Below are 13,083 nucleotides of genomic sequence, written 5' to 3'. Positions count from 1 at the left end.
CAGGATGGCGGCGAATTCCTCCCTCAGCGCGATCAGGCTTTCGGCAAACCTCGGGTTCCTGTGGAGCGATCTCACGCTGCTCGACCGCATCGCGGCGGCGGGGCGCGCGGGATTTCGCGGCGTCGAGTTTCACCTGCCCTATGCGACGCCGGCGTCGGCGCTGAAGGCGGCGTGCGCGGCGGCGGACGTTGCGGTCATCGGCATCAACATGCCGTACGGCGATCGCGCGGGCGAGTTCGGCGTCGGCGCGCTCCCCGGCCGCGAGGCCGATTTTCTGCGGCTGTTCGAGACGGCGGCGACGTATGCCGATGCGGTCGGGGCGAGCGCGATCCACGTGCTGGCGGGCATGGTGCCTGCCGCGGAACGTGCGGCGGCGACGGCGACGTTCGTGCGCAACCTCGAGCGCGCATCGCGCATCGCTCCGGACGGCGTCACCCTGCTGCTCGAGGCGATGAACCGGCAGGAGCGGCCGGACTATCTGCTGCTGACGACGGCCGAGGCCGATGCGGTACGTGCGGCGACCGGCGCAGCGAACGTGAAGCTGATGTTCGACGCGTATCACGTCGGGCGCGACGGGCGGGACGCGGCGGCGGAGTTTGCGCGATATCTGCCGCAGATCGGGCACGTGCAGATCGCGGCGGTGCCTTCGCGCGCGGAACCCGACGAGGGGACGCTCGATTACGGCGCCCTCTTCCGCACCATCGCGGCGAGCGGCTACCGCGGCTGGGTCGGGGCGGAATATGAGCCGCGGGCGGCGACCGACGCCGGGCTCGGCTGGCGGACGACGCTCGGCGTGTGACCTCGCGGGCTAGGCTTTGGCCGCGATCACCGCGATCTCGACAAGATATTTCGGCGCCGCGAGGAGCGCCTGCACGGTGGCGCGGGCGGGCGTGTTGCCGGGCGACACCCAGGCGTCCCAGAGCGCGTTCATCTCGCCGAACGTTGATATGTCGGCGAGGTAGATGGTCGCCGACAGCAGCTTCGACTTGTCGGAGCCGGCCGCCGCCAGCAGCCGATCGATCCGCGCCAGTATCTGTCGCGTCTGCTCGCCGACCGAGGGGACGGGATCGTCGGCGACCTGGCCGGCAAGATAAACAGTGTCGCCGTGCACGACGGCCTGACTCATGCGCGGGCCGGTCTCGAAACGCTGGGTGGTCACCTTTTTCTCTCCGTCATTTTGCGATGCTGCCGCTCGTAGCGGTAGCGGCCGCTTGCCGCAACACATTCCGCGGCGTCGCAGGAGCCATGCAAAACAGCCGTTGTGAAATGCGGGCCGCACTGCCACATGTGGCGCATGAAGAAGATCGGGTTTCTCTCGTTCGGGCACTGGTCGCCCTCGCGCCAGTCAGAGACGCGGACCGCGGCGGACGCGCTGCTGCAATCCATCGACCTCGCGGTCGCGGCGGAGGAAATCGGCGCCGATGGCGCGTATTTCCGCGTCCACCATTTCGCGCGGCAGCTCGGCTCGCCCTTCCCGCTGCTCGCGGCGGCCGGGGCCAAGACCAAGCGCATCGAGATCGGCACCGCGGTGATCGACATGCGCTACGAGAACCCGCTCTACATGGCCGAGGACGCCGGCGCCGCCGACCTGATCGCCGGCGGGCGGCTGCAGCTCGGCATCAGCCGCGGGTCGCCCGAGCAGGTGATCGACGGATGGCGCTACTTCGGCTACGCGCCGGCCGAGGGGCAGACCGACGCCGACATGGCGCGCAAGCACGCGGAAGTTTTCCTCGACGTGCTGCGCGGCCAGGGATTCGCGCAGCCCAATCCGCGGCCGATGTTCGCCAACCCGCCCGGGCTGCTGCGCCTCGAGCCGTACTCGGAGGGCCTGCGCGACCGCATCTGGTGGGGCGCGGCGACCACTCAGACCGCGCAATGGGCCGGCAAGCTCGGCACGAACCTGCAGAGCTCCACGCTCGTCATGGCGGAGTCGACCAAGCCGTTTCACGTGCAGCAGGCCGAGCAGATCGCTGCCTATCGCCAGGCCTTCGCCGAGGCCGGCCACAAGCGCACGCCGCGCGTCTCGGTCAGCCGATCGATCTTCGCCCTCGTTGATGAGCGCGACCGCGCGTACTTCGGCGGCGAGGGCAAGAGCGAGGACCAGTTCGGCTACATTGAGCCCGGCAAGCAGGCGGTCTTCGGCCGCTCCTACGCTGCCGAACCCGACAAGCTGATCGAGGAACTTCGCGAGGACACGGCGATCGCGGCGGCCGATACGCTGCTGCTCACCGTGCCGAACCAGCTCGGCGTGGCGTACAATGCGCACGTCATCGAGTCGATCCTGAAGCACGTCGCGCCGGCGCTTGGCTGGCGATAGGGCCACGAAACCCAAGCCGGCCGGCCGGCTACAAGTCGATACAACTCGTTAACCGGATCGGTTGTAGGTTCGCTTCTGGCTGCCATTGGTTGCGATACCGCATCCGGTTTCGCACCGCTGCCTTGGGAGGCGCGGATGAACTTCTACGGCCTGCCTGAGTTCATTTCCTATGCGATCCTGGTCGGTATCGCGTGCGTCCTGATCAGACAGAAGCGGGACGCACAATTGCGTTTCTGGCTGGCTGGCTGGATCCTCATCCTCGTACATGCCGGCATCTTCATGCTGCTGCCCGCCGAGTACCCATTCGACGTGGTGGCGCGCGGCACCCTCACCGTCGCCGGGCAGATCTTTATTCTGGCCGCCTACGGAGAGGGCGTCGGCGGGCGCCTGTCGCAGCTCCCGTGGCGCGTCGGCCTGTTCGGATTGCTAAACTTGATATTTGCGGTCGCCAGCACGGCCTATGGCGATGTGAGCCCCGGCGATCAGCAACCTACGGCCCTCTACGCGCTGATCGGTCTTTGCGCCGCAAGCGGGGTGTGGCTCGTGAGCGGCGTCGCCCGCGAGCGCACCGGCGGATTCTGGATCGCGATCGGGCTCATGCTGCTCGTCTATGCGACGCAGGCGGCTGCCCTCGGCGTCTACGGCGTCACCATGGCCAGCCAGTGGCTGATGTGCTGGACCTATCTGGCGGCGGCGTATTTCTTCATAAGGAAGGCGCGCACCGTGACCATGGGCGCGGCCTTCACTGCGCTCGCGTTCGTGCTCTGGGGATTGGTTTTCCCGGTCTATTCCCTGCTGATGCTCTACGCGCCCGACGTCCTGCAGAATATCCAGTCGCAAGTGTGGAACCTGCCGAAATTCCTGGCGGCGGCGAGCATGATCCTGCTGCTGCTGGAAGAGAAGGTGGCGAGCGCGACGCATCTTGCCACGCACGACGAGCTCACCGGGCTCCCCAACCGGCGCCTCTATGCGGACCGCTTCAGCCAGGCGGTCGATCGCTCGATCCGGACCGGAGTGGGTTTCGGATTCCTGGTCATCGACCTCAATCGGTTCAAGATCGTCAACGATACGCTGGGCCACGGGGCGGGCGACGAACTGCTGCGTTCCGTCAGCGCACGGTTCCGCTCGGTGCTGCGCCGTGTCGACACCATCGCACGCACCGGCGGCGACGAATTCACGATCATCCTGGAAGAAGTCGGCAGCCGCGTCGAAGTCGAAATCATCGTCGAAAGCCTTCGCAGATCACTCGAGATGCCGATCGTTCTGCCCGACGGATTTCGGCTGACTGCCAGCGCCAGCATCGGCGCTGCGCTCTATCCCGACGACGGCAATACCCAGACGCGCCTGCAGGCTGTCGCCGACCAGCGCATGTACGCCCGCAAGGAAAAATCCCGCGCCGAGCACGTCGCTCCCGGGCTCCTCCCTGCCGCGGCGCTGGTCTATTGAACAGATACGCGCGCCGGACGCCTTAGCGCGGCTAGCCTCGTAGCGGCGGAAGAGATGTTCGCACGGGGAAGACTGGTACAGCTGGTTGGGCTTGAACCAACGACCTACGGATCCACAATCCGCCGCTCTACCAACTGAGCTACAGCTGCACTGCTTGGCGGGCGGAAACTAGGCGGATCGCGCGCGGCGTTCAAGCCCAAGAAGACGGTCGCGCCGGCGTGGCTGGACCTCTCGGGCGATCGTGTATACTGATGTCTTCGCAGTGTATATCAGCGCGATGAAATCCGCTATTTCCTTGCCTTTCAAGCCATCATCATGACTGGACGAGCGCGGCGTCTGTCGGCCCATATCGGCTATCTGTTCAACGACATCGCGCTGAAGGAGCGCCCGGCGGCGGCGCGGCGTGCCGGCTTCGATGCGGTTGAGCATCCGCAGCCTTTCGCGGTTCCGGCGGTTGAGATGGCGGCGATCATCAAGGGCGAAGGCCTGACGTTCGCGCAACTCGCTGCCGGCAACGGCGACGCCGCCAAGGGCGAAAAGGGCATCGCCGCCCTGCCCGGCCGAGAAGCCGAGTTCCGCGAGTCTTTCCTGCGCTCGATCGACTACGCCGAGACAGTCGGCGCGCCGTACGTGCACCCGATGGCCGGCGTCGCGCCGAAGGACGCCGATGCGGCGACGGTCAGCGCGACGTACCTCGCCAACCTCGCCTTCGCGGTTGAAGCCTGCCGCGGCCGGGACTGCTCGGTGCTGGTCGAAGCGATCAGCGGCGCCGCGGTGCCGGGCTATCACATCGCAACGCTCAGCGACGTGCTGAAGGCCGCCGACGCGGTGGCTCCCTCGGAAATATTTGTTCTTCTCGATACGTTCCACGCATCCTGCAACGGCGAAGATCCTGCCGACTTCGCCAGCGCCAATGTGGCGCGTATCGGCCACGTCCATATCGCCGACCATCCCGGCCGCCACGAGCCCGGGACCGGCACGCTGCAGTTCGTGCCGTTTCTCGCCACACTGATCGCCCAGGACTACAGCGGCGCGATCGGCTTCGAATATATTCCCACGGCGGGAACCGAGGCCGGTCTCGGCTGGATGCCGAGCTGGCAGAAGCAGCTCGGCCAAGATCAATAGAGAAGTCACCGCCTCCCTTCGCGAGAGACCAGCATGCCCCAGATTTCGATCAATCCCACCACCGGCATAGAGACCGCCCGCTTCGATTTCGCCACGCCCGCCGAGGTCGATGCCGCGCTGGACGCCGCGGTATCGGCGCAGGCTTCCTGGCGCGAGGTGCCGGTCGAAAAGCGGGCCGGGCTGCTGCGCCAGATCGCCGCCGAGCTTCGCGCCGGCAAGAGCCGCTATGCCGGCCTCATCACCGCGGAGATGGGCAAGCCGATCGTCGAGGCCGAGGGCGAGGTCGAGAAATGCGCGTGGACGCTCGACTATTATAGCGACGCGGCCCCGGGCTTCCTCGCCGCCGAAAACTATCCGTCGAGCGCCACGGAAAGCGGCGTCGTGTTCGATCCGCTCGGTGTCATCCTCGGCATCATGCCGTGGAACTTTCCCTTCTGGCAGTACTTCCGCTTTGCCGCGCCGGCGCTGGCGGCGGGGAACGGCATCATCCTGAAACACGCCGGCAACGTGCCGCAATGCGCGCTTGCGATCGGCGAAATCATGCAGAAGGCGGGCGTGCCGGCGGGGCTTGCGGGCACGCTGCTGATCGAGGCAAAGGCCGTGGCGCCGTTGATCGCCGACGCGCGCATTGCCGCCGTCTCTCTCACCGGCTCGACCAGCGTCGGCAGCATCGTCGCCGCCGAAGCGGCGAAGGCGCTGAAGAAGCAGGTGCTGGAACTCGGCGGCTCCGACCCGTTCATCGTGCTTGCCGATGCGGACATCACGGAAGCGGCGGCGGTCGCGGTCAAGGCGCGCTATACCAACGGCGGACAAAGCTGCGTCAACGCCAAGCGCTTCATCGTCGAGGCGCAGGTGGCCGACCAATTCGTGGCGGCCTTCGTCGCCAACGTCGCAAAGCTGAAGGTGGGCGACCCGACGAAGCGCGATACCGACATCGGACCCATGGCGCGGCGCGACCTGCGCGACGACCTGCATCGCCAGGTCGAGCGCAGCGTCGCCGCGGGCGCCACGCTGCGCATCGGTGGCGAGCCGTTGGCCGGGCCGGGCTACTACTATGCGCCGACCGTGCTCGACAACGTCACCCCCGAGATGGCGGCCTTCTCGGAGGAGACCTTTGGGCCGGTAGCGGCGGTCATTCGCGTCGCCAGCGTAGATGAAGCGATCCGCCTGGCGAACCAGACCGAGTTCGGGCTGGGCGCCGCCTTGTGGACACGCGACATCGCGCGCGCCCGCGGCCTCGCGCGCCGGATCGAAGCCGGCGCGGTGTTCATCAACGGGCTGGTGGCTTCCGATGCACGCCTGCCCTTCGGCGGGATCAAGAAGTCCGGCTACGGGCGCGAGCTCGGCGTCTACGGCATCCGGGAGTTCGTCAACATCAAGACGATCTGGATCGGGCCGGCGGTCGCCGCTGCAACCAGGCAGGACAACAAGCCGTCGACGGCCGCCGCGGTGGCCAAGCTCCAGGCGGCGATCCTGTCGCCCGAGAAGATTCCGGCGCGCGAGCGCGGCGGCGGCGCCAGGACCGTGCCGCTCGTCACCCGCAGCGTCGGCGCAACCGGCTTCATCAACGGTATCACCATCTTCGAGCCGAACGCTGCGATTGCGCTGCATAAGCACAATTGCGACGAAAGCGTCGTGCTGCTCGAGGGCAACGCGATCGCCGAGATCGACGGCGTGCAGCACGAGCTCAAGGCGCTCGACACGACGTTCATCCCCGCCAACCTGCCGCATCGCTTCATCAATCGCTCGGCCAGCGAGCCGATGAAAATTCTGTGGATCTATGGATCGGTCGATGCGACCCGCACCAACATCGCCACCGGCGAGACGCGCGCGGTCGACGACGAACACAAGGCCGCGATCGTCGGGACAGGCACCGGCAAGCGGGCCTGAAGATTTCGCTGACGCGAGGCCGGGTCGTGGGCGGTCCTGTGGCGGCGCCGGTGGAAAAATCCGGTCGCGACGCCGCCGCGCTACAGGAAGCTCGCCCGCTTCGCCGCCTCGGCAAACGAGAGGCCGGACTTCAGTGCCTGATCGAGCTTCATATCGATCTCGGACATCTGCCGCGCATGCGCGAGCGCGCGCAGGGCGAGATCGGGACGCATGACGAGAATGCCGGTGTCGTCGCCGAGGACGATGTCACCGGCATGCACATTGACGCCGCCGACCACTACCGGCTCGCCTATCGACTCGATGCGGACGCGCGTCCTGCCGGTAAGCGGCGTGAGATGACGGCTGCCGACCCACAGGCCGGTGGCGGCTATCTCGTCGATGTCGCGGCAACCGCCGTCGATGATCACCGCGGCGGCGCCGTTGCGCTTTGCCACGGTGGCGGCGTTGCCGCCCATGGTCGAGATTTCGGCGCCACCCATGTCGACGACGAGCACGTCGCCCGGCTTCAGCCCGTCGAACATGCGGGCGACGGCGAAGTCTTCCTTGGCGTATGCGCCGAGCGGGCCGACGGTGTGCCGGACGGTAACGGCGCGGCCGACGAACGAGCCCTGCCCGGCGCGGCGCGGGATGCCGCTCATCACGCCTTTGACGGCGAGGGTATCGAGAACGTCGGACCAGTTGCTTACCGCGATGGCGCCGCACTGGCCCAGGAACTCTGCGTCGATCACGGGTGTCTCTCGGTTCGTTCTGTCGAGACGGCGATCATATGCAGCCGGGGCGAAACGCGAATATCGCCAGTGCCAATCTGGCAGCTATGCCGGATTTGCCATAGTCATTAAACCTTAGCTCGCACAACCGGAATCAGGGATGGAACTTCGTCAACTTCAGCATTTTCTGGCGATCGCCGACACCACCAGCCTGTCGAAAGCGTCGAGCATTCTCGGCATCGCCCAGCCGGCTCTCAGCCGCCACCTGCGACTGCTCGAGAAGGAGCTCGGCGTCGCACTTTTCTACCGCAACGGCCGCGGCATCACGATCACCGAGGAGGGCGAGCGCTTCCGTCAGATCATCGAGCCGCTGATGCGCGACCTGCAGCAGGCAAAGATCGAGATCAGCTCGCTCGCCCTGTCGCCGGTCGGCCCGGTGAGCTGCGGCATGCCACCCTCGATCAGCGCCGTATTCGGTGCACGGCTGGTGATGACGTTTCTCGAGCGCTTCCCGAACGCGACGCTGCATCTCGTCGACGGCTTCAGCGGGTACGTCAACGAGTGGCTGGTCAACGGGCGGCTCGACATGGCCGTGATCAACAGCGCGCGGCGCTCGCCGCACCTCCACATGGACCCGTTGATGCAGGTCGATCTTTTTCATGTCGCCAACCGCAAGAGCGTGCCGCCGGCCGAACGGAAGGACACCTCGATCCCGTTCGCCAAGGTGGCGGAGAAGCGCTTGATCCTGCCCGGCCGCCACCACGGGCTGCGCCGCGAACTCGAAGCGGCGGCGAGCGAGCGGCGGCTCAAGCTCGACGTCTTCGTCGAGATAGATGCGCTGAATGCCGCCAAGGAACTGGTGCAGAACGACGTCGGCACGACGGTGCTGCCGCATGGGGCGGTGATCAACGAACTCAACGATTCGCGGCTGGTCGTGCGCCGCATCGTCGAGCCGCGCGTCACCAACCAGTACATGATCGCCTACGCCGGCCACCGGCCGCTGACGCTGGCCATGACGCAACTGGCGAACACGCTGAAAAGCGAGGTGCGCTCCGCCATCGCCGACGGGCGGCTGGTCGGGGAACTGCCCGCCGCCGGCGAGACGTATCAGGCACGGCACGGCTGAAGGCATCCGTCGCCCGACAGGACGGCGCGGCCTGCCGCGCTTCCGCTCCGGCGTCTAGCGCGGGAACCAGCGCCCGAGATTTTCCGTCTGCATGATGTTGCCCAGGCGGCGCTTGCGCGACTGGCGGATGTGTTCGCGCGCCTGCCGCTCCGCCTCGACCGAATCACGGTTGCGGATGGCCGCCAGGATCTGCACGTGGCCCTCGTGCTGGCTGGTGGCGCGGGCAACGTCGGGCGGCAACACCGGCAGCAGGGAGAAATTCGCGGCGGTATGCTCGTAGCTGTGCAGGAGATAGCGATTGCGCGCGGCCAGGAAGATGAGCGCGTGAATCTTCTGGTTCTGCCGCGACAGCGCCTTCTGGTCGTCGAAGTACTGCGGCTCCTCGCTGACGAACTCGGCCAGCGTCTCGATCTCCACACCCGATGCATATTGCGCCGCAAGCCCGGCGGCCGTGCCCTCCAGCGTCTCCAGCATGATGTACAGCTCGAGGATCATCTGGTGGTCAGGCTGGGTCACCGCGATGCCTTTTCGCGGCTGATGGGTCAGCAGTCCCTCGGACTCGAGCCGGTGGATCGCTTCGCGAATCGGCGTCCGCGACATGTTGAGCTGCGAGCTGAGTTCGGTCTCGGTAATGCGCGTGCCCGAGGGAATCATGCCGTTGCGAATGGCCTGCTTCAATTCGATGTACGCCTCGGTCGACAGGTCGTGGACGACTATCTCCCGCCGCGGCTCCTTGGCCGATTTCTTCCGTGTGGAGGACGGGCGCAGGCGCATCAAAAGGACCCGATTTGGTTTCGACGTTGGAGGTTCTACCGGAAAGTCCATGGCAGCGCACCTATCGGGAGTTGGAGACGGCTGGCAAGGGCCAACCGAGCCAAGCCTGAATACCACGTCCCATCACCCAGTCGAGGTCTTCGCCGCGCAGCCACGGCAACTCCTCGGTAAACATCGAAATCGCCTGGGAATACGTGCACGGAAGCTGCGTAACGTCGCTTCCCCAGAACATGCGGCGCGGGCCGAAAACATCAAAGGCGCGCTGGAGGGTGGGGTGCATGTCGCGGAAGGGGTAGCCTTCCAGAGAATAGGCGGGCAGCGCCGAGGCCTTGACGGCGACATTCGGCCGCTTGGCCATCGCGAGGACGTCGGGGACGTGGTCGAAGAGCTTCCCGGCGTCGCGTGCCGGCCTTGAAAAAGCGAGATGATCTATAATCATGCGGAGCCTTGGATGGCGCCCGGCAATGGCATCCAGCTCCTTCACGCCGAAGGGCGCGTAGACCATCACGGGGATCGCGGCCTCCTCGGCGGCCTCCCACAGCCAGTCGATGGCGTCATCGTGGATGAGGGCGCGCTCGCTTTCGCGCAGGAACGTCAGGCGAATGCCGAGCATGCCCGGCTGCTGCAGCCAGGTCTTCAACTCGCCGCGCCGAGCCTTGCTGCTGGTGACCGGAAAGCGGCCCATGACGGCAAAACGATCCGGCTCCGCGGTCGCGGCGGACAGGGCGAGGTCGTTGCGGTCGCCTTCGAGGAAAGGCGGCACCAGGATGGCGCGACGGACGCCGGCGGCGTCCATCTCGCGACGCAACTCGTCGACATCGAAGGGGGTCGGGCGATGTGCCTTGACGCCCGGCGGCCAAGGCCGATCAGGCGTGTTGGCGGCCCAAATGTGAACCTGGGCGTCGACGATCAGCACACCAGCCTCCGGATCGGCCGCCCGGACGAGCGGGTCGCGAGGAGGAGCGCGACCCGTTCGACACGGGCTTGTAGTAGACGCTTCGGGCGCCTACGCGACCCGCTGGGCCTGAGCCGGCACGTCCTTGGTCGTGACGCGACGCAGATCCCGCGGGAACGATTCGTCATACGGCCGGCCGCGGTGAAGGGTAACGCGGTTGTCCCAGATGACGAGATCGCCGACACGCCACTTGTGGCTGTAGATGAACTGGCGCTGGGTGGCGTGAGCCGTCAGGTCGTGCAGCAGGAGACGGCCATCCGGCACGAACCAGTCGACGATGTGGGAGGCGTGGGCGCCGAGATAGAGCGACTTGCGGCCCGAGACGTGCCTGGTGACCAGGGGATGCTGGACCGGCGGCAGCGCCTTGGTCTCGTCCTCGGTGACCTCCGGGAAGCCCATCTGCGAGCGCGAGTGCGCGTAGATGTGCTCGGCGCGCAGGTTGTCGATCTTGTCCTTCATGTCCTGGGGCAGCGCGTCGTAGGCGCCGCGCAGGTCGGCGAACTCGGTCTCGCCGCCAGTCGGCGTCACGGCGTAGGCAAACAGCATGGAAAGCGCACCGCGTTCCGCCCGGAACGAGCGGTCGGAGTGCCACACCATGTTGGAGATCATCTCCAGACGACGGCGGTCGTCCTTCTGGCGGGTGTTGTTGTTCTCGTCGAGGTTGGAGACGTCGATGATGACGCTCGACTTGATGCGATGCTTGTTGTCCTTGCGGAGCATGCGCACCGACTCGTCGAGGTCGCCAAAGCGGCGGGCGAAGTCGGCCTGCGTATCGTTGTCGAGCTTCTGGTCGCGGATAACGACAACGCCGTACTTGTAGATGGCGGTTTCGATCTCCTTGAAGGTCTTGTCGTCGATGGTGCGCAGGTCGACATCGGTGATCTCGCCTGCGAAGGCATTGGGTATCTGGCGAATCTGCATTTGCTTCACTCCCTCTTTTGTCCGCCCAAAGTGGGCGCTTTTGTCCAGTGTGCTGGCGGCGGCTACGTTTCTCCCAACTATCCGTGCATCCGGACGGGTCTCGCTCCGCGCGAGAACCTGTTGACCGGGCCGTAGACGATGAGCAGAGCGACGGCGAGCACGAACACCGAAAGAATGTTGAGCACGGCGACCGGTCCGTATTGGCCGATCTCCCAGAACTGGAAGATTTCAGTAGGCAGCAGCGGCGTTCCCGGCGGAACCAGGAGCGCGATGGCGCCGAGCTCGCGGAAGCTGAAGGCGAAGACCAGCGCGAAGCTGCCGATGAGTGCCGGTGTAAGCAGCGGCACCAGAATCAGCCGGAACGTGCGTCCCGCGCTGGCGCCGGCGATGCGCGAAGCTTCCTCCATCGAGGTGTGTACCTGGATGATCGCACCGACAAGCACGCGCGTGGCGAACGGCAGGAACACGACCGCGTCGGCGATGAGCAGCGGCGTCACCGTGTTGTAGAAGGCGCGCGCGCCCGGCAACGAGAGCAGGCTCAGCAGGATCGCCACCGAGAAGACCAGCGGCGGGACGGCGATCGGGAACGTGGCGATCGCCTCCAGCACACGGCGTCCGCGGAAGCGGGCACGGATCGACACGAAACTCAGCAGGGTCGCCGCGACCACCACCAGCGTCGACACGATGAGACCGACCCACAGGCTGTTCCATATGGCCCGGCCGACCTGGCCGGACTGCATGGCGTCCGTGTAGTTCACCGTCGAGAAGATGAAGACGAGCGTGTTCTTGGTGACGCTGAAGAACGAGACGAAAGAGACGAACAGCGTCGCGGCGACAAGCTGGATGGCGGCAAACAGCAGGTAGACCAGCAAGAAGGCGAACAGCGACCAGCGGCCCCAGGTGCCGAAGCGAACGCGGGCGGTGATCGACTGGCCGGAGACGACCGCGTACTTGCGCTCGACGCGGGTGAGATGGAGGTAGAGCCAAAGCACCGCCAGCGTGAAGACGAGATACGCGGTGCACTCTGCCGCGGCCAGATTGTAGTCGGGCACCGCAGTCGAGTTGAGGGCGGCGAAGATGACCGAGATGTAGGTGCGCACGCCGCCCGGCTGGCCGATCAGCACCGGAGTCTCGAAGGCGCTGGCGATCATGATGCCGAGAAGGGCCGCGGCAGAAAGCACGGCCGGGGTAAGCACCGGAATGGTGACGCGACGCAGAGTCAGCCAGGCGCTGGCGCCGGCGACCCGCGAGGCTTCCACCAGCGTGTGGTTCAGCGATGAAAGCGGCGAGGCGAGCACGACGTAGGCGATCGGCGCCATGCCGAAGATCGCGACCAGAGTCATGCCGGTCAGGCTGTGAATGTTGAAGGGCGAGTTTTCGAGACCGAAGAAGCCTCTAAGCCCGACGTTCACCAGGCCGGTGTTCGGCCGATAAAGGATGATCCAGGCGAAGTCCTTCATGAACGGCGGCAGAAGCAGCGGTATCAACGGTATGAGATAGGCGAACCGCGGCATCGGGACGTTGGTCGAGGTCGTGACCCACGCCATGAAGCCACCCAGCGCGGTGCCGCCGGCGGCGACGCTGACCGTGAAGACGGCGGTCGTCCACAGCAACGGCAACATCGACTTGTTGGTGAACAGGAACAGGAAATTCGACAGCGTGAAGAATCCGCCCCTGCCCAGGGACGATGACCAGAAAGCAAGCTGCAGGGTCACCAGAATGGGCAGCAAGACCGCGGCAACCGCCACGGCCAGGAAGATTCCCACTGCCAGGCGGCCACCCCCGGCAATCAGAGTGGCCGCCTTCGACGTTTCGTTCATGA

At 66.1% G+C, this 13,083-nt stretch carries 12 protein-coding genes and 1 tRNA gene; 6 read left to right on the top strand and 7 right to left on the bottom strand.

Translation table 11 applies throughout. From position 1 onward, the window contains the following. Positions 1 to 4 precede the first annotated feature (4 nt). The gene (locus WDM94_05685) at positions 5 to 799 is read left to right on the top strand and encodes a TIM barrel protein (GenBank protein MEJ0012116.1); all 795 of its coding nucleotides are present in this window, start codon (positions 5 to 7) and stop codon (positions 797 to 799) included. Between the two features lie 9 nt (positions 800 to 808). On the opposite strand, the gene WDM94_05680 is transcribed toward WDM94_05685, so the two are convergent. Further along, positions 809 to 1,159, bottom strand: coding sequence for a RidA family protein (locus tag WDM94_05680; protein ID MEJ0012115.1), 351 nt, complete (start codon positions 1,157 to 1,159; stop codon positions 809 to 811). 135 nt (positions 1,160 to 1,294) lie between these two features. On the opposite strand from WDM94_05680, the gene WDM94_05675 reads away from it, so the two are divergent. Continuing rightward, entirely contained in the window at positions 1,295 to 2,317 is a 1,023-nt protein-coding gene (locus tag WDM94_05675; GenBank protein ID MEJ0012114.1) for an LLM class flavin-dependent oxidoreductase, read from the top strand. Between the two features lie 135 nt (positions 2,318 to 2,452). Then, positions 2,453 to 3,763 carry a GGDEF domain-containing protein gene (locus WDM94_05670; protein ID MEJ0012113.1) on the top strand — a complete coding sequence of 437 codons (1,311 nt, stop codon included), beginning with the start codon at positions 2,453 to 2,455 and terminating at the stop codon, positions 3,761 to 3,763. Between the two features lie 73 nt (positions 3,764 to 3,836). Here the strand turns inward: WDM94_05670 and WDM94_05665 are convergent. Further along, a tRNA-His gene (locus WDM94_05665) sits at positions 3,837 to 3,912 on the bottom strand. Between the two features lie 166 nt (positions 3,913 to 4,078). Between WDM94_05665 and WDM94_05660 the strand changes: the two genes are divergently transcribed. Further along, on the top strand, positions 4,079 to 4,888 hold the full coding sequence (locus WDM94_05660) for a TIM barrel protein (protein MEJ0012112.1): 810 nt from the start codon (positions 4,079 to 4,081) through the stop codon (positions 4,886 to 4,888). 33 nt (positions 4,889 to 4,921) lie between these two features. Further along, positions 4,922 to 6,778, top strand: coding sequence for an aldehyde dehydrogenase family protein (locus tag WDM94_05655; protein MEJ0012111.1), 1,857 nt, complete (start codon positions 4,922 to 4,924; stop codon positions 6,776 to 6,778). An 80-nt stretch (positions 6,779 to 6,858) separates the two neighbouring features. Here the strand turns inward: WDM94_05655 and WDM94_05650 are convergent, their stop codons facing one another. Continuing rightward, positions 6,859 to 7,506 (bottom strand): RraA family protein, encoded by a 648-nt coding sequence (locus WDM94_05650; protein ID MEJ0012110.1) that lies wholly within the window; start codon positions 7,504 to 7,506, stop codon positions 6,859 to 6,861. A 139-nt stretch (positions 7,507 to 7,645) separates the two neighbouring features. Here WDM94_05650 and WDM94_05645 point away from each other — a divergent pair, with 139 nt between their 5' ends. After that, positions 7,646 to 8,611: a LysR family transcriptional regulator gene (locus WDM94_05645; GenBank protein MEJ0012109.1), complete on the top strand. Its 966-nt coding sequence runs from the start codon at positions 7,646 to 7,648 to the stop codon at positions 8,609 to 8,611. A 54-nt stretch (positions 8,612 to 8,665) separates the two neighbouring features. Here the strand turns inward: WDM94_05645 and WDM94_05640 are convergent, their stop codons facing one another. The 4 genes from WDM94_05640 to WDM94_05625 form a co-directional block, all read right to left on the bottom strand. Then, positions 8,666 to 9,385 (bottom strand): GntR family transcriptional regulator, encoded by a 720-nt coding sequence (locus tag WDM94_05640; protein MEJ0012108.1) that lies wholly within the window; start codon positions 9,383 to 9,385, stop codon positions 8,666 to 8,668. A gap of 61 nt (positions 9,386 to 9,446) precedes the next feature. Further along, positions 9,447 to 10,301, bottom strand: a complete 855-nt coding sequence (locus WDM94_05635; protein ID MEJ0012107.1) for an amidohydrolase family protein — start codon at positions 10,299 to 10,301, stop codon at positions 9,447 to 9,449. Positions 10,302 to 10,391: 90 nt separating this feature from the next. Next, positions 10,392 to 11,261: a TauD/TfdA family dioxygenase gene (locus WDM94_05630; protein ID MEJ0012106.1), complete on the bottom strand. Its 870-nt coding sequence runs from the start codon at positions 11,259 to 11,261 to the stop codon at positions 10,392 to 10,394. 77 nt (positions 11,262 to 11,338) lie between these two features. Next, entirely contained in the window at positions 11,339 to 13,081 is a 1,743-nt protein-coding gene (locus WDM94_05625; GenBank protein MEJ0012105.1) for an iron ABC transporter permease, read from the bottom strand. Positions 13,082 to 13,083 lie beyond the last annotated feature (2 nt).

The organism is Bauldia sp., assembly GCA_037200845.1.
GTDB lineage: Bacteria > Pseudomonadota > Alphaproteobacteria > Rhizobiales > Kaistiaceae > DASZQY01.
The sequence above is the reverse complement of the archived record's forward strand: the minus strand, read 5'-3'. Positions and strand labels throughout refer to the sequence as shown.